Genomic DNA, 18283 nt, shown 5'->3' with positions numbered 1-18283 from the left:
TGAATCGCGGCAAATCTCCAAATCATAATGATAAGAATAAGTTCTTTTGTCCGTTGGTAGTTTATTACTTTTGGCAAAAAATCAGACTTTGAATAAAAGGAAAATCATTAACGATCCGGTCTACGGGTTTATATCCATATCCTCTGATCTGCTTTACGACCTTGTTGATCACCCCTATTTTCAACGGTTAAGAAGGATCAAACAACTCGGACTTGCGGATATAGTATACCCTGGCGCGTTGCATACCCGCTTTCACCATGCACTCGGTGCCATGCACCTCATGAGCCAGGCATTGAAAGCTTTGCAGGAAAAGGGGCACATGATCTGGGAGCCGGAACTCGAAGCGGCGCAGGCTGCTATCCTGCTGCACGACCTCGGCCACGGGCCTTTTTCACACGTTCTGGAAAGCGTTTTGCTGACCGGCGTCGCGCACGAATCCATTACATTGGTGATGATGAAGGACCTGAACCGGCAAATGAATGGCAGGTTGGATATTGCCATTCAAATGTTTGAAGGGACTTACCCGAGGCGCTTCTTTCACCAGATGATTTCCAGTCAGCTTGATATGGACCGGATGGATTACCTGAACCGGGATAGTTTCTATACAGGCGTTATTGAAGGTTCGATAGGTGCCGACCGGCTGATCAAGATGCTGGATATCAGTAAAGATCAGCTGGTAGTGGAGGAAAAAGGGCTGTTAAGTATTGAGAATTTTCTTCATGCGCGCAGACTGATGTACTGGCAGGTGTACCTGCATAAGACGCTGCTGAGCGCCCAGGCGATGCTTACCCAGATATTACATCGTGCCCGTGAGCTGTCCGTTGCCGGAGAAAAGCTGTTTGCGACACCTGACTTTGCAAGGTTTCTGCAAAATGAATATTCCCTCTCCGATTTCGATACGCAACCCGATTTGTTGCGGGCCTTCAACGGTTTGGATGATAATGACGTATGGGCATCAGTAAAGGGGTGGAAGTCGCATCCTGATCCTGTTCTCTCAACATTGTGTGAAATGCTGCTCAACCGGAATTTGTTCAAAATCAGCTTTTATAGTGCTCCTCCGGGAGAAGAAATCCTCGCGCCGCTGAGAAATCGGCTTCTGGACAATGGAATAGCTGAAAATCAGTTATCCTATTTTATGGTCACCGGCGAGACTACCAATTGGGCCTATGCAAAAGAACAGGACCCGATCCGTGTAAAAATGAAGAATGGGAACTTACTCGACATTGCCGATGCATCCGACATTCCTACCATTGAAGCACTGACTAAGATTGTACGCAAGTACTATGTATGTTGGGGTAAAAATGTATCTTTGCGTGGTTAGTCAGGATCATAACAAGAAAAAGCTTTTTTAAGAATTTGCACTACTTACTCGAATTACATTACCCGAAATTAGCCGAAAAAATATGAAATTTACTGTCAGCGAGATTGCTCAAATGCTTGATGGAACTATTGTTGGAGATGAAAAAATTACAATTAATTCGGCTGCTAAAATAGAAGAAGGGCGTCCGGGGTGTATTTCTTTTTTGGCCAATAGTAAATACGAACCCTTTATTTATACCACACAATCGTCGGCAGTAATTGTTAATCACGACTTTGCCCCGAAAAAAGAAATTGCCGCCACCCTTATATATGTAAACAACGCCTATACTGCCTTCACGATTCTGCTGGAAGAGTATCAGAAACGTCTTTCCAATGAAAAAACCGGAGTAGAACAACCGAGTTTTATCGGTGAAAACAGCCAGGTAGGGCAGCATTGTTATCGCGGAGCATTCTCATATATTGGAAAGAACTGCTCCATCGGCGAAAGCGTTAAAATTTATCCTAATACATATCTTGGAGACAATATCACCATCGGCGATTATTCTGTAATCCACCCGGGTGTAAGGATTTATGATAATACGGTCATTGGTAAAAACTGTACTATTTTTGCGAACACGGTGATCGGAGGTGACGGTTTCGGCTTTGCCCCACAGGCTGACGGAACTTATAAAACCATTCCACAACTGGGTAATGTGGTGATAGAGGACGATGTGAGCATTGGGTCTAATTCAACCATTGATTGCGCTACGATGGGTTCCACCATTATCCGGAAAGGTGTGAAGATTGATAATCTTGTACAGATTGCACATAATGTAGAGATTGGAAAAAATACCGTTATTGCAGCGCAGTCAGGAGTGTCGGGCTCAACGACGGTAGGTGAACAATGCATTATAGCAGGTCAGGTTGGGATTACCGGACATATAACGATTGCAAATAATACCAAAATAGGTGCCCAGAGTGGTCTTGGCAAATCAATAAAAAAAGAAGGCCTTTCGCTTTCAGGCTCGCCGGCAAGGGATTTGACCGAACATTTGCGTTCGATGGCCCTGGTTAGAAGGGTTCCTGCTATTGAGGAAAGACTGAAAGACCTGGAAAGCAAAAGGGAAATATCCGATTTTCAGGAAGAAAATTAACCGCAAAATACCCCATTACGCCTTTAAGTAGAAGAGGATAATATATAATGAACGAAAAACAACAAACCATTTCTAAGTCTGTATCCGTTACGGGAGTGGGTTTACATACGGGTGTAGTTGCAACAATGACATTTGTTCCAGCGCCCGCGAATCATGGATATAAGTTTCAGCGTGTCGATTTACCTGACCAACCCATTGTAGATGCAGATGTTGATAATGTAGTAGATCTCTCACGGGGCACGACCATTGAACAGAATGGCGCCAGGATTCACACCGTGGAGCACACACTTGCAGCATTGGTTGGCTTGCAGATTGATAATGTACTGATCCAGCTGGATGGCCCCGAGCCTCCAATCATGGACGGTAGCTCTATCAATTTTGTAGATGCGCTGCTTGATGCCGGAATTGAAGAACAGAACGCATATCGTAACTACTTTGAGGTTTCGGAATATGTTCATTATATCAATAAAGAAAAAGATACCGAGCTGGCCGCATTGCCGCTCTCGGATTACCGGTTGACAGTCATGGTGGATTACAATTCTACCGTAATCAGCAGCCAGCATGCTTCTTTGAATGACATTACTTTGTTCAAAGATGATATCGCCAAGTGCCGGACATTTGTTTTTCTGCATGAGCTGGAAGCTTTGTACCGACAAAACCTGATCAAAGGTGGTGATTTGACTAACGCGATCGTGATCGTGGACAGGGAGGTGCAGGACGGAGAACTCGATCATTTGTCACAACTTTTAAATAAGCCGAAAGTCAGTGTCAATAAATCAAGAGGCGTGCTGAACAACATTGATCTGCATTACCCGAATGAAATGGCACGCCACAAGCTGCTCGATCTGATCGGGGACCTTGCACTGGTAGGTCGTCCCATCAAAGCGCAGATCCTGGCAGCGAGGCCCGGGCACGCAGCTAATGTAGCGCTTGCGAAAAAAATCAAGAAGCTAATCAAGTCGGGCAAAGGAGATATTCCACAATACGATCCTAACAAAGCCCCAGTTTTTGACATTAACCAGATCGGACAGTTACTAGCCCACCGTTATCCTTTCCAAATGATCGACAAGATCATTGCATTGGACGAAAATAGCGTAGTAGGGGTGAAGAATGTGACTATCAACGAACAGTTTTTCCTGGGCCACTTTCCCGGAAATCCTGTAATGCCCGGCGTCCTGCAATTGGAAGCAATGGCGCAGACGGGCGGTATCCTGGTTCTGACAAGTGTACCTGACCCGGATAATTACTGGCCTTACCTGATCGGTATTGATGCCTGCCGCTTCCGGCGCAATGTTTTCCCCGGAGACACAGTTATTTTCAAATGCGAGTTCACCTCCCCGATGAAAAGGGGGATCGTCAAAATGAGTGGCCGGGGGTATGTGGCCGGACAATTGGTGTGTGAAGCGGACATGATAGCAAGCCTGGTAAAGAAAAAATGACTCAATCATTAGCATATATCCATCCTGACGCTAAGATCGCTCAGAATGTGGAAATCGAACCATTCGCAATGATCCACTCCGACGTAGAAATCGGTGAAGGGACTTGGATTGGATCACACGCTGTTATCAATTCAGGTGCACGCATTGGCAAAAACTGCCGGATATTTCCTGGTGTCGTTATTTCAGCGACCCCGCAGGATTTAAAATATAACAACGAGTATACGCTCACGATCATTGGTGACAATACCACGATCCGTGAGTACGCGACCATCAGCCGGGGAACGGAAGAGCATTGGAAAACAGTGGTTGGTTCCGACTGCCTGATCATGGCATACGCCCACGTAGCGCACGACTGCCGGGTTGGAAACAATTGCATCATTGGAAACAATGTGCAGATGGCCGGCCACGTTCACGTTGGCGACTGGGCGATTGTGAGTGCATTAAGTGCTGTGCATCAGTTTGTTAAAATCGGGCCGCATTCATTTGTATCAGGAGCTTCTTTGGTGCGCAAAGACGTGCCGCCGTTTACGAAAGCCGCACGTGAGCCTATTTCTTACGTAGGTATCAATTCGGTTGGACTAAGACGCAGGGGTTATAGCAATGAGAAAATTGTTGATATCCAGAACGTTTACCGCTACATCTACATGAAAGGGCTGAACAATGCTGAGGCTCTTCAAAAAATAGAACTGGAATTGCCTCCGTCCAATGAAAGGGATGAGATCATTAACTTCATCCGTAACTCGGAAAGAGGAATTATGAAAAGCCCATTCCAGACCAATGGTACTACCGATACAGAGGCTCAGCCCTGATCTGAAAAATATCTGATAAACGAAAAAAGCTCCAAAATTTGGAGCTTTTTTCGTTTGCAATGTCTCAGTAAACAACCAGCTGGTCGCCTTCCTTAATAGTGCCAATGTCCTTTACAACCATATTCTGACCAAACATGACCTTGTTATTGACCCTTCTGTATGAAGCCAGGGTTTTCAGAGGCTCAGACCCTTTTTCAGCTGTTTCAGGATTGATGGTAGTCAAAACACAACGCGCGCACGGCTTTACTATCTCAAAATTCAGATCACCGATCATGACGTTTTTCCATTGATCTTCTGCAAAAGCTTCGGTTCCGGTAACAACGAAATTCGGCCTGAAACGCCTCATGGAAATAGGTTCCGCTAGTCGGGAATTGAGATCATCCAGCGATGCCTGGGAAATGATCAGGTAGGGGAATGCATCGGCGAAACTAACATTCTCCTCATGTTTGGCATATTTTGTATCAGCCTTTCGGAATGAACTATCCGGCATCATCACCAACCGCAAATTTTGATTTAATGTGCTGCTGAGCCACGCGTCGGCCTCTTCACAAACTGTAACTGCTTCCACCACATCGTCCCAGACTGTAACGGTCACGGGTTTCGAAGACACTGGTTTATAGGGTACTATGACTGGGTTTTTCGGTTCGGGCCGGTAGGAAATTCTCAGTCCGTCAGAAAGCAGCTCAACGTCGATCAGCGCCATTTTGGTAAAAACACGTTGGGTAATGAAAACATCGTTTTCGTCGATGATCATCCAGCGACGGTCGTATTGCAAGCCGCGTTCTTCGGTTTTGGCCTCGGCTAACCGGATTCCGCCAAGCGACTTTACCGGATAAACCCATATTTCTGACAATATCATTTTGAAACGTTTTTTTACTCAATAGTTAGTTTACGGATACGGTTATTGAAGGAATCGGTAACAAACAGATTTTCATCCTTATCAAGCGTACTGCCCTGCGGATGCCAAAACCTGGCCACATTACCTGTTCCCTCCACATAACCAGGTACAGTCGGCTGGCCTGCTAGTGTCGTGACCATGCCGTCAGGATAGACGAGCCGGATACAATGGTTGTACAGATCCGTCACATACAAGTTTCCAAGCTTGTCAATCTGGACATTACTCGGTTGATTGAACATAGCTTCGGTAGCCTTTCCGTCCATAAATCCAGCCTTGCCCGGTGTTCCTGCAAAAGTAGTTACCATTCCGTCCGGTGATATCCGGCGAATGCAATGATTATGCTTATCCGCTACAAAAGCATTGCCTGTTTCATCAAAAGTCAGGTGTGCCGGAAAGTAAAATTTGGCCTCCCGAAGTTTCCCATCGGCATGTCCCGGGGTGCTTCCCGCAAAAGTGGTCACCTGCCCGTTCGCGGAGATTTTTCTTATCACCCCATTTTCTGTGTCGCAAACCCATAATGTGCCTGATTTGTCAATTTTTACACCATAGGGTCTCTTAAACTGTGCAGTTGCCAGGTCTCCATCTAAAAGCCCTTCACGTTCAGGACTGCCCGTGATGGTAGTTAAAGTGCCATCGGTCGCTATTTTTCTGATTGCGTTATTTTGATGGTCTGCCACATATATGATACCGTCCGGGCCAACGTCCACGCCGATTGGAAATTTCATAAGTGCCTGGTCACCTTTGCCGTCTTTGAAACCGGAATGCGGGGTACCTACAATGGTTGAAGTGGTTCCGTCAGCTTCTATTTTACGGACCATGCAATTGCCCAGATCGGCGACATACAGAAGTCCCTTGTCGTAAACAATGTTGTAAGGCCCCTCAAATTTAACCGTTTGGGGAGCGCCGTCAGCGTATCCTTTTGTGCCGCCAGCGAAGAAGCTGGTGGTCGCAACATACTGGTAACGAAATTTCTCAGCGGACGTAAATGCTTTTCCTTTTACCGTTAAATCTATCGCTCCCAGGCCGCATTTGTCGGGAACAACAGCTGCTATCTCGCTGTCCCTGACAGATTGAATGGTGGCAGAAAGGCCATTGATTTTAACAGAAATATCTGACACGACCGTGCCAAAGTTTTTACCCTGAATCTTTATCAATGTTCCTTTGCCGCCACTTAATGGGCTGAATCCTTGCAGTTCCGCGATTGGGTCGGGAGTTTTCACAGGATTGTCGCTGCTACATGCCAGCCAGGAAGCAGATATCGCGAGAATCAATGTAAAAATGATACTGGTCCTCATGGATTTACCAGAAATTTGGTTGCTAAATGTAACGACTGAGACTCCACTTTGAGCATATAGATACCACTTTTCAAGGTCGAAATGTCCAGCTCTGTTTTTCCGTCTTTCGCCTTTCGCTCTTCTTTGATCAACAACTTGCCGGCTATATCCAATACCGAAATAACCACTGCTTGTTGCTGCGCTGGAACTTCAATCTGCATTTTGCTTTGGCTTGGATTAGGATAGGCCTTTAATGAACCGGGCTGTGAGATTTGGGTTGAAGTGACAATCTCTTTGGGGAATGTAAGCTCCCAGATCTGACCTCTTCCTTCCAGGACATAGAGCTTGCTATCGACAATTTTCGCGTCCGTTGGCTCCCAGAAATCCATCGCGATACGATGGGCATGGAGAGTGTAGTCATCCCCGGCTGCATTCTTTTTCAAATCCAGCATGAGCAGGTCACGACCTGAATCTTGCATAGGGCCGTAGGATGCGGTTCCTTCCTGAAAGTTTAATACAAAACCTTTTCCTTTATATTCTCCTCCCAAACCTTCTTTCGTGTCAAATACAAGCCCCAATGGAGAACGATGTGCTGTAAAAGTACTGATCGTTTTTCCGTTCTCACTGGCGTCCATGATCTTTCCAGTCACCGCGTCTCTGTACATGTCGGCATCGGGCCCGGCATTTTGAATGGGCTTGCGAAAAGTCAGGTTCTTTGGCTTCGGAGGATATTTGCTGTCATCGTAAAAGGCTCCGATCTGGTAGCCGGTGTAAGCATGGTTAAGTAGTTTGTCATCATCCTGCTTGTACCCGGCAAATTGCATAGGCGTATCGTTACCACCCATTTCCCAGGGAAAGCCGTAATGTGCTCCCGGCCTGATCCAGTTCATTTCCTCAGGATCGTCGCGGTCACCGGAATTTTCTACACTAAAAAGATCACCGTTCGCAGCAAAAGCCAGACTGAATGCATTTCTTACGCCTCTCACATAAATGTAGGGCGCCAGCGCAGAGGAGTCATTTGGTAAAATAAGATTTTCAGTAGATGCAGGAATTTTGAAAATGGCGCTGGTGAGCGCTATCTCACGAAGATTGGGGTAAAGACCATCATTGTCCTTCACTTCGCCGTGGTCTGTCCGGGAGCCGCTGGCGATGAAAATATCCTTCCCATCGGGCGAAAAACAAATGGCGCTGAATGCGTGATCATACAATGTTTTGGAAGAAGCATGCTCAGCGGTCCTGAAAATTTCTGTCCATATAAGCTTGTGATCAGCTGTTATTTTTGCCTTTACAGCCTTGCCGTAACCCGAAACTCCTTGTTTGAGCACGACATTGCCCAGCAGGTAGAGGCTACCCTCGTGCAATGCAAGGCCCTGCAAATAGTTAATGGCATGATCTTCCGCAGTAGCAAGCCGCTGAATGGAATAACTTCCGGAAACTTCTGGCTTCAAATGGTACAATTCACCATTCCAGGCGATGGTGTAAAAAGATTTGTCGGACGGGTCGTAAACAATTCTTGTCTGGGTATCGGTATTTTCAATTTTGACAACCGGACGGATGGTCACATCGTTGCGCAAAACTTTCGGCGTTTGACTGCGGCAAGCTTCACCTGTTGTCATCAATAACAATGTACAAATTAAACAGAGGAGGAAGTGCTTCATGCGCGGCGGTAATATTGTGAATACCTTTTAAAATTCCATTCTGGCCAGCGGACTTACGGTTTGATCACAAAAATCGTTTGCTAAAAATTTGTAATGTGCTGCAATGGCGATCATTGCAGCATTGTCTGTGCAATATTCAAAGGCAGGAATGTACACTTTCCAATCCAGTTTTTCGCCTAATTCTATAATTGATTTGCGTAATCCTGAGTTAGCGGAAACACCGCCTGCGATTGCAATTTCTTTGATACCGGTTTCTCTGGATGCTTTTTTGAGTTTTTTTAACAAAATATCAACCAAAGTGTATTGAATGCTGGCACAAATGTCCTCCTTATTCTGAGCGATAAAATCCGGGTTTTCCCTCACCTGTTTTTGTAAAAAATACATAAACGAAGTTTTGATACCACTGAAAGAAAAATCAAGTCCGGGCATCTCAGGCAGCGGAAAAGGATAAGCGGAAGGGTTGCCCAGAGCTGCATATTTATCGATCAATGGTCCGCCGGGGTAGGGTAAGTCCATGAGCTTCGCCGTTTTATCAAACGCTTCTCCCACCGCGTCATCCCTCGTTTCGCCGATGATCTCCATTTCCAGTGGGCTGGTCACTTTCACGATCTGTGTGTGTCCGCCGCTTACGGTCAGACAAAGGAATGGAAACGCAGGCTTGGGATCGTCGATGAAGTGCGCAAGCACGTGGGCCTGCATGTGATTGATCTCGATTAAAGGGATGTCGAGCCCCAGCGCCATGGACTTTGCAAACGACGTGCCAACCAGCAAAGCGCCCAATAAACCCGGTCCTTTGGTAAAAGCAATGGCTTCCAGGTCTTTTTTTGTTACTTTTGCATCATTCAATGCTTTATCTACTACCGGCAGAATATGTTGTTGATGAGCCCGCGAGGCAAGTTCAGGGACAACACCGCCGTATTGTGTGTGAATGAGCTGCGTAGCAACAACATTGGAGCGGATTTTCCCGTTAGTTATTACGGCTGCGGAGGTTTCGTCGCAAGACGATTCAATGGCGAGAATGTTCATATTGATGAAATATTCGCAAAATTAAGCATTAACAATAAGATAAGCAGTATCCCGCTGCGAAGCTATATATGTTAAAATTCCTGAAGGCGTTTGGCAATGGTCTGATTGTGGTTATTATCTTCGCGCTGCTTGCGCTTGGGATCGCCACCATTGCGCTGCAACTTCCTTCAGTCCAGACCTGGGCCGTCCGCCTCGCTACCAGCAACATTTCAGGAAAGCTGGGTTATCCCATTACCATTCAAAAAGTCAATATCAAGTGGTTCGATGTCGTTTCGTTGGAAGGAATTTCCGTGAAGGATACCAGCAGAAAAGACATGATCGACGTTGGCAGGATCGATGTGAATTTGAATGTCAACAACATCATTGAGAATTCTTCAAAGGAAATATACCTCGACGAAGTAAATATTTTCCAGCCTAATGTACACCTGGTGGTCATTCCCGAGTCCGGATCGCTGAACATCGATGGTTTTATTGAAAAGATCAACGAGCTTACCAGGCCCACAATTCCCCGACCGGCCAATGCGCCTGAAAACAATACGCCGTTTATCATTGGGAAATCAAAAGTCATTGACGGCACATTCCGGTACGATGATCCGCGTCGGGCAAGAGACAAAGGTGCCAGGGTTTTCGACTATTCCCATTTTGAACTGAACAAGCTGTATGGCGATCTGAAAAATTTCCTGGTTCAGGGAGATACCATTTCTTTTTTAGCCAAAAACCTGAAAACGGTAGATAAGCAAACAGGCCTGAACATGCACGACCTGGATACCCGGTTTTTGTTCTGTCAAAAAAAGATGGAGCTGAAAGAACTGGACGCCAGGATCGGGAATTCCCACCTGAAAGACGAAGTCATTTTCTATTACAACCGTTCCGGCGAGCTGGGTGATTTTAACCATAAGATCCGGATGAAAGGACATTTGGTCGGTAGTCATGTGGATTCGAGGGATCTTGGGTTATTCTCCGGCTATGTCGACAGGCTGCATGAAACCTGGCGGATTTCGGGTGATTTTAATGGTAAGGTGGACGATTTTATGCTTTCCAATACGGACCTGCATTTTGGAAAAGGAAGCAGGCTGGTTGGAAATATTGGTTTCAAAGGCTTGCCGACCATTGAAGGCGTTCAAATGGATATCAGTCTATCATTGTCCAGGGTCGATCCGGCCGACATTGTTCAATACTATCCTGAATGGGACATGCATCCGACCATGCAAAAATTCGGGCTGACATTGCTGGATGGTACATTCAAGGGAACGTTGGAGGATTTTGCTGTGAATGCTTCCGCGTCTTCGGCGCTGGGAGAGCTGGCTGGCGACCTTGTTTTTCATATCGCGGACCAGAAAACGACAACCTATTCCGGCGAGGTCAAAACATCTGCATTTGAACTGGGTAAGCTTATTGATAATGAAGAAACATGGCAACAGCTTGATTTTGACGGAAAAATATACGGGAAGGGTTTAGAGCTCCAATATGCTTCCACTGATTTGAATGCGCTGGTTGGTAAAATAGGTTTCCGACACTACGATTATCGTAATATCCGGCTGAAAGGCAATTTACAAAATCAGTATTTCAATGGGCATGTTAGCACGAGGGACAGCAATTTTGTGGTAGATCTGGAAGGAGAATTTGACCTTTCCAAGCCTAAAAATTCATTTGATCTTCAGGGGGTCATTGAAAAGGCAAACTTGAAAGAGCTTGGCTATACCGAAGACCAGATCACACTGCGGACCCAATTGAATGTGAATGTGACCGGAAACACGGTCGATGAGCTGACGGGCGATGCCAAGTTGTTGAATACCTACCTGTTGATGACTAATAAAGAACGTAACCTGGTCATTGATACGCTGGTGTTTTCGTCAAGGCAGCAGCTGGACAGGCGTAGTCTGCATCTTGAAAGTGAGTTTTTGTCCGCAAAGTTGGAAGGTAACTTTCTCCCGACCCAAACCTGGAAAGATGTCAGTCGCGTACTGGAAGAGTATAAGCTGTATTTCTTCGAGAATGCTGCGAACCGTACTGAGTATTATGCCAAAAAGCCGATACAGTCGATTCAAAACCGATATCAGATTGACTATGAAGTTCAGACGAGGAATCTGTCCCGATTTCTCGCGTTCCTGAGCCCGGATATTTACGTGTCCAGAGGCGCCCGCGCTGAGGGTGTTTTTAAAATGGACAATACCGCATTTTTGACTTTAAATGCGATTTCCGACACGGTGCGCTATGGTACCAATCAGTTTGTCAACTCTGAGGTGGATGTGACGACTTCAAAATTTGTCAACAGTGCCGAAGTACTGGCGTCGATATTGGTCACTTCTGATCAGCAGCAAATGAGTGTGCTGGTACCGACTGAAAAACTCGAATTGGAAGGTACGTGGGACGTGGACCACATTGATTTTAACGGTGCTGTGCATCAGGTCAAAAGTACTAATATGGCGAACCTGGCAGGAGAGATCCGGTTCTTGCCTGCCGGGCTGGACATTGGCTTTAAAAACTCAAAACTGAATTTGCTGGACGAGGAATGGAACGTGCCGTCCGAAAGCCTGATATCTATTGTCGGCAAGAACATTACCATGTCGAATGTGGGGCTGGTCAGTGGAAAGCAGCGTATTTTCCTGAGTGGTATGGCTTCGGATGACCCGGATAAGAGCTTGTTGCTGGATATCAGGAATTTTAAATTGGGTAGCCTTAACCCGGTACTAAACACGAAGCTGGCCGGTATTATGGATGGCTCAGCAAAGATGAAGGACATTTATAAAAGTGTGGTACTGGATGCGAATTTCAATATAGAAAGCTTAGGCTACGGCAAGTATGAGTTTGGAAACCTGTCGGGGACCGGAGACTGGGACCAGGTTACCAGTGAGCTTGAAATTGACGCCCAGCTTAACAAAAATGCCAGGCGCGTCTTTAATCTGACGGGATCCTATCGTCCGAAACTGAAAACAAATACTTTGAACCTTCGCGCGATTTTTAATCAGATGGATTTCAAAGCACTCGAACCATTTGCAGAGGGGCTGATTTCTGACGTCGGCGGAACTGCGCAGGGTACGGTGCTCATCAAAGGTGTGGTGAACGCGCCGGTGCTGGAAGGGTCATTAATGGTGGAGAAAGGAAGGATGAAATTCGATTATCTGCAATCTGTATTCACATTCAGCGACAGGGTCAATTTTACGGAAAGTGAAATTACTGCGAACAATATCCTGGTGACTGATGCTGATGGTAATACAGCAACGGTGCGAGGAGGTGTTTTTCATGATGGCTTCAAATACTTTTCGCTGGGTTTCAATGCGGACCTGCACAATTTTAAAATCCTGAATACCACGGCAAGAGACAATACTACCTTTTACGGTACGGCTTATGTTACCGGGCCTGTCGCTGTTTTCGGACCGATTGATAATCTTAACATCGAAGCCAATGTAACCAGTAACAAAGGCACGAGGATTCATATTCCCCTGGATGGAGCGACTGAGGTTGCGACGCAGGATTACATTCAGTTTGTGAGTAAAATGGCGCCGGTCGATAGCACGACTATGAGTTCAACGGATTCACTGAACCGCAGCCAGCTGGCGAGCAGCATCAAAATGGATTTCAATTTCAACCTGACGCCGGACGCGACTTGTGAAATTATTTTCGATAGACAAACTGGCGACATTATCAGAGGAAACGGAAGCGGGCGTTTGAACCTCAACATTGATACCAAAGGCGATTTCACGATGGCCGGTACCTACGAAATTGAAAGAGGGGAGTACAATTTTACCCTTCAAAATATCATTAACAAGAAATTCAACATTAAACCCGGCAGTCGCATCGTTTGGTCCGGCGATCCTTACGGTGCGCAGCTGGACGTGAAAGCAGGGTATACACAAATGGTATCGCTGGCCGGCGTGTTGCCGAACACCAGTAATCTTGGTAGCGCTGGCGGGGACGCATTGTCGCGGAGATATCCTGTGGAAGTGACGATAGGGCTGTCCGAGCGGCTGATGTCGCCGCTGATACGCTATGATCTTAAAATTCTGGATAATCCTTCATTGAGTGCATACCGTGGTCAGCTGGAGGCTTTTCAGAACAAACTGAAATCGGATGAGCAGGAGCTGAGCCGCCAGGTGAGCAGTTTGCTCGTCGTGAATCAATTACTCCCCGAGACCAGTTTGGCGACGGTAGGAAGCCAGAATTTCCTGGGCAGCAGTATCAGCGAACTGGTTTCGAACCAGATCAGCCGGTGGGCTTCGGGGATCAATGAAAATCTGGAAGTAGGTGTGTCCGGTCTTTCTCTGGATCAGAATGCATTGAACAACTTGCAGCTCAGGTTCTCATACCGTTTTCTGAATGACCGTTTCCGGGTGACCAGGGATGGACGTTTCACGTCCGGCACACAAAGCCAGACTGGCGCTACGCAGTACGATGCCGCAAGTCTTCTCGGGGAATGGACGCTCGAGTATTGGCTCAATCCCAATGGTTCAGTGAGGGTCAAGGCTTATAACCGTAACATCCAGAATGGGTTATATCCCAGCACTTTTACTACTGGCGGTGTGAGTATGCAGTTTACCCACAGTTTCAACCGGTTTACGCCAATGCCAAAACCAGTCGTGAAAATCCCGTACCTTATCCCGGTTGACTCCACCCGCCAGGATACGACGAGTGGCAAAAAACTACTCTCAGAAAAGCAATCTACACGTTAGTACCTTCAGACAGCCCATGCTTAATGGTATGAATGCGGTCATTGAATTGCAGATTAGGAAATTCAATGTTAGGTACGCAAGTTGCGGCCAGATAATCCATCACTTCCTTCGGATGGGGAACGCGCTTGCCGGTAGTAATGCTAATGTGCTTTGAAGTTGTCCAAAGCATGGTTTTCAATTCATTCCGGTGATCATTGGTCATGAAATATTCGGTCACCATCGTATCTTCATTGTAATAGATCACCCTGGAAGTGATCCTTACCCATTCGCTGATAAGCGCCGGGCGTACGTATGCGATCTGGTGCTGGTACACAACCCAGCTGGTGCGCAGCTCACGGAACATTGCTTCAAAACTGAAACCATAAAGCTTAGAAACCTGATCCTCCCGGGCATTGAAAAAGTATTCGAAATATTTTGAATTATTTAAATGCATCAATGGATCGCAATCCTGGAACCGGATAATAACCCGCGACTCGGCCTCAACCGGCATGTCAGATAGGTCAGCAGTAAAAAGCATGGTTTTTTAATTTTTGTTTGTTAGAAGTGTTACTCTCCCCGGTATCTCACCGCCAGCCCGCTCAACATATATCCCTCACTTTTGACGCTGGTGTAGTACTTGTATTTGACATTAATAATAGCGTCTGCGCCTATCTTTTGCGCTTTTATTACCAACCGGGCGGTTAAAAGTTCTTTTGTTTTAGCATCATTCCCACGGTACATCATTCTTTTATCCTGCGTCTGGCGGGCAGTAAGAGAATCCTCGCTGCTAATTTCCACCAATCCGATTTCAGAATAGGGGCGTTCCAATGGCTGGTTGTCGTAAAGCAGTTCAATGGGGTATTTGGTGCTTGTGGAGATCGGGATGCCTCCGGCACAGCCAAGAAGCATACAGATCAGGAGGATGGCGGCAAAAGCGCCTGTGTTTTTACTGAAAGTCATTGCTTTAACGGGTGTCATATTTACTAAAACTGCGAATCGTCGTCAAGAATTCCTGCGTATTGCTGAAATATACCTGACTGCTGCAAAACCTATACCTGAAAAGGTACACAAAATGTTGCAATTACTTTTATTTTACCATTTGTCCCTAAGTCATTGCTTCATTTGATAATCTACATTATTTTCAAGGGTTATAAATCTAAACTAATGCATTTTAGTATGGTCATGAAATCTAAAAGAACCAATTTGTTTCGGAGCGCGAACATTTTTGGATTGCTGCTAACTTCCGTGTTAACAGTTCCGGTGTTTGCCCAGGACTTGCCCAAAGGTGTGACGAAGGTAACTTCGGTGGAGGGGATTACGGAGTATAATCTGGAAAATGGCTTAAAAGTGCTGATGTTTCCCGACCCTTCCAAACCTACGATTACCGTGAATATGACTTACCTGGTAGGTTCACGTCATGAAGGTTACGGCGAAACGGGTATGGCCCATTTATTGGAACATATGGTTTTTAAAGGGACGCCAAAGCACCCCAATATTCCTCAGGAGCTGACATCGCACGGCACGCGGCCGAACGGCACCACCTGGTATGACCGTACCAATTATTTTGAGACTTTTTCTGCAACTGACGAGAACCTGAAATGGGCACTTGACCTGGAATCCGACAGGATGATCAACTCGTTTATTGCAAAGAAAGACCTCGATAGTGAGTTCAGTGTGGTACGTAATGAGTTTGAATCGGGAGAGAACAGCCCTTTCCGGGTACTGATGGAGCGTGTGATTTCTGGCGCATTTCTTTGGCATAATTACGGGAAGTCCACCATTGGAAACCGGTCTGACATTGAAAGGGTACCTATTGATAATTTACAGGCTTTTTATAAAAAATTCTATCAGCCCGATAATGCTGTTTTGACAGTGGCAGGGAAAATTGATGAGCCTAAAGTGCTGGCAATGATCAATGAATACTTTGGTAAAATACCCAAACCTACCCGTGTGCTGCCTAAGTCCTACACTGTAGAGCCAACGCAGGACGGAGAGCGTTTTGTAGAATTGAAAAGGACAGGTGACGTACAAATGCTGATAGGCCTGTACCACATTATGCCCGGCTCACATGCGGAATATCCGGCAATGGAGGTTCTTACTGAGTTACTGACGGCGGAACCGAATGGTCGGTTGTACAAAAATATGGTCAATACCAAAAAGGCTTCTTCGCAGTTCGGGGCCAGCTTCCAATTATACGACCCTGGTTTTGTATTGTTCGCGGCGGAGGTATTGAAAGAAAAGTCATTGGATGAGGCAAAAAAGGCTTTTGTAGCCACGCTTGACTCGGTAGCAATCCTGAAACCATCAGCGGAAGATGTAGAAAGGGCCAAAACAACGATCCTGAAAAACTGGGACCTGGAATTCCGTAACGCGGAGCGCGTGGGACTAAGTATCAGCGAAGCGATCGCGACAGGTGACTGGCGCCTGGCTTTCCTTTTCCGTGACAACATTCGCAAAGTGACCGTGGACGACGTTTACAAAGTTGGCCAGCATTACTTCAAACCATCAAACCGGACATTAGGAACATTCGTTCCGGATCCAAATCCGGTGCGGGCTGAGATCCCGGAGGCGCCGAAGATAGAAGACCTCGTGAAAAATTACAAGGGAGAAGCGGTGGTAGCGGAAGGAGAGGCATTTGATCCGTCGCCGCTGAATGTGGAAAGCCGCACTACGCGCATTGAAAAAGCGAATTCAATTGAAACTGCATTGTTGCCCAAAACAACCAGAGGTAATGTGGTAGCTGCGAAAATCACATTGCGGTACGGCGACGAGAAAAGCCTCATGAATAAAGCGATTATCTCGGACCTGACAGGCTCCATGCTGGATAAAGGTACTAAGACCAAGACCCGTCAGCAGCTGAAAGATGAGTTCGACAAACTGAAAGCAAGGGTTAGTTTCTTCGGGGCCAATAATACGGCCGGTGCGAACATTGAAACGACCAAAGAAAACCTTCCTGCCGTTGTAAAGCTTGTCGCAGAAGTATTGAAGACACCTTCATTTGATGAAAATGAATTTGAAAAACTGAAACAGGAGGAATTGGCGGGAATTGAGTCGCAGAGAAGTGAACCACAGGCTATTGCTTTCAACCAGTACCGTCGTATGGTTACGCCATATCCAAAGAGCGACATCCGTTATGTGGGAACATTCGATGAAGATGTGGAGAATATAAAGGCTACTACCATTGCGCAGATCAAGGAGTTCCATAAAGATTTTTATGGAGCGAACAATGCGTCGGCGACAGTCGTAGGAGATTTTGACAAAGCGCAAATTCAGAAATTACTGAATGACGAATTTGGTACCTGGAAAAGCGCTAAGCCATTCACGAGAATTGCGTCGCCATACCAGCCTGTGAAAGCGGAGAATAAATCGCTTGAGACACCTGACAAGGCTAATGCAATGTTTGTAGCAGGCCTGGGGATGCCATTGCAGGACACTGATCCAGATTATCCTGCGCTGATCATGGGCAACTATATGCTCGGCGGAGGGTTCCTGAACTCGCGGTTGGCGACCAGGATCCGTCAGAAAGAAGGATTGAGCTACGGCGTAGGTTCTCAGTTCTCGGCGAGCTCGCTGGATAAAAACGGCACATTCATGTCATACGCTATTTATGCACCACAAAATGCAGAAAAACTGGAAGCAGCATTTAAAGAGGAGATTGACAAAGCACTGAAGGAAGGATTTACGGCCGAAGAATTAGCGGCTGCTAAATCGGGATACCTGCAGTCGCGACAGGTTGCAAGATCTCAGGATGCTTCCCTGGCCACTACATTGACGAACAATCTTTACCTGAACCGTACTATGCAATGGGATGCAGATTTTGAGAAAAAAATCGAGTCGCTGACGCCGGAACAGATTAAAGCTGCATTCAACAAATACATTGATTACAACAAGCTGGTGATCGTGAAGGCCGGGGATTTTGCCAAAGCTAAAAAAGGCGCTCCTGCTGCCGGTGCTCCTGCACCATTGGGCGGAAGCGAGAAAAAGTAAGTAAGAATTAAACTAACAGAAAACCGGATGCAAATTGCAGGCCGGTTTTCTGCTTTTAAACGTAGTACATCTTTATCTTTGCCGAGTATT

Annotated in this window: 12 protein-coding genes; 6 read left to right on the top strand and 6 right to left on the bottom strand. The window is 46.3% G+C overall.

The window, feature by feature from the left end; all coding sequences use genetic code 11:
• Nucleotides 1–88: 88 nt before the first annotated feature.
• From ON006_RS20215 to lpxA, 4 genes are all read left to right on the top strand, one after another.
• Complete coding sequence (locus ON006_RS20215) at nt 89–1321, top strand: HD domain-containing protein (protein WP_244823669.1); 1233 nt, start codon at nt 89–91, stop codon at nt 1319–1321.
• Between the two features lie 82 nt (nt 1322–1403).
• Nucleotides 1404–2453, top strand: coding sequence for a UDP-3-O-(3-hydroxymyristoyl)glucosamine N-acyltransferase (lpxD, locus tag ON006_RS20210; protein WP_244823668.1), 1050 nt, complete (start codon nt 1404–1406; stop codon nt 2451–2453).
• Between the two features lie 47 nt (nt 2454–2500).
• Nucleotides 2501–3892 carry a bifunctional UDP-3-O-[3-hydroxymyristoyl] N-acetylglucosamine deacetylase/3-hydroxyacyl-ACP dehydratase gene (locus ON006_RS20205; RefSeq protein WP_244823667.1) on the top strand — a complete coding sequence of 464 codons (1392 nt, stop codon included), beginning with the start codon at nt 2501–2503 and terminating at the stop codon, nt 3890–3892.
• Nucleotides 3889–4701: an acyl-ACP--UDP-N-acetylglucosamine O-acyltransferase gene (gene lpxA / locus ON006_RS20200; RefSeq protein WP_244823666.1), complete on the top strand. Its 813-nt coding sequence runs from the start codon at nt 3889–3891 to the stop codon at nt 4699–4701. The genes ON006_RS20205 and lpxA overlap by 4 nt, the downstream gene beginning before the upstream one ends.
• Before the next feature lie 64 nt (nt 4702–4765).
• Here lpxA and ON006_RS20195 read toward each other — a convergent pair whose 3' ends face one another.
• The 4 genes from ON006_RS20195 to tsaD form a co-directional block, all read right to left on the bottom strand.
• Nucleotides 4766–5560 carry an MOSC domain-containing protein gene (locus tag ON006_RS20195; RefSeq protein WP_244823665.1) on the bottom strand — a complete coding sequence of 265 codons (795 nt, stop codon included), beginning with the start codon at nt 5558–5560 and terminating at the stop codon, nt 4766–4768.
• 14 nt (nt 5561–5574) lie between these two features.
• Entirely contained in the window at nt 5575–6894 is a 1320-nt protein-coding gene (locus tag ON006_RS20190) for an IPT/TIG domain-containing protein (protein WP_244823664.1), read from the bottom strand.
• Nucleotides 6891–8489 (bottom strand): T9SS type A sorting domain-containing protein, encoded by a 1599-nt coding sequence (locus tag ON006_RS20185; RefSeq protein WP_267609891.1) that lies wholly within the window; start codon nt 8487–8489, stop codon nt 6891–6893. The genes ON006_RS20190 and ON006_RS20185 overlap by 4 nt, the downstream gene beginning before the upstream one ends.
• A gap of 69 nt (nt 8490–8558) precedes the next feature.
• Nucleotides 8559–9557, bottom strand: a complete 999-nt coding sequence (gene tsaD / locus ON006_RS20180) for a tRNA (adenosine(37)-N6)-threonylcarbamoyltransferase complex transferase subunit TsaD (protein ID WP_244823662.1) — start codon at nt 9555–9557, stop codon at nt 8559–8561.
• A 68-nt stretch (nt 9558–9625) separates the two neighbouring features.
• Here tsaD and ON006_RS20175 point away from each other — a divergent pair, with 68 nt between their 5' ends.
• Nucleotides 9626–14227: a translocation/assembly module TamB domain-containing protein gene (locus tag ON006_RS20175; RefSeq protein WP_244823661.1), complete on the top strand. Its 4602-nt coding sequence runs from the start codon at nt 9626–9628 to the stop codon at nt 14225–14227.
• Here the strand turns inward: ON006_RS20175 and ON006_RS20170 are convergent.
• Both ON006_RS20170 and ON006_RS20165 read right to left on the bottom strand, forming a co-directional pair.
• A complete protein-coding gene (locus ON006_RS20170; RefSeq protein ID WP_244823660.1) occupies nt 14217–14744 on the bottom strand; it encodes an acyl-CoA thioesterase in 528 nt (175 codons plus the stop codon). The two genes, ON006_RS20175 and ON006_RS20170, sit on opposite strands and share 11 nt — an antisense overlap.
• Before the next feature lie 29 nt (nt 14745–14773).
• Nucleotides 14774–15184, bottom strand: coding sequence for a hypothetical protein (locus tag ON006_RS20165; RefSeq protein WP_244823659.1), 411 nt, complete (start codon nt 15182–15184; stop codon nt 14774–14776).
• A 198-nt stretch (nt 15185–15382) separates the two neighbouring features.
• On the opposite strand from ON006_RS20165, the gene ON006_RS20160 reads away from it, so the two are divergent.
• The gene (locus ON006_RS20160) at nt 15383–18193 is read left to right on the top strand and encodes a M16 family metallopeptidase (RefSeq protein WP_244823658.1); all 2811 of its coding nucleotides are present in this window, start codon (nt 15383–15385) and stop codon (nt 18191–18193) included.
• Nucleotides 18194–18283 lie beyond the last annotated feature (90 nt).

This window comes from Dyadobacter pollutisoli, from assembly GCF_026625565.1.
GTDB lineage: Bacteria > Bacteroidota > Bacteroidia > Cytophagales > Spirosomataceae > Dyadobacter > Dyadobacter pollutisoli.
The sequence above is the reverse complement of the archived record's forward strand: the minus strand, read 5'-3'. Positions and strand labels throughout refer to the sequence as shown.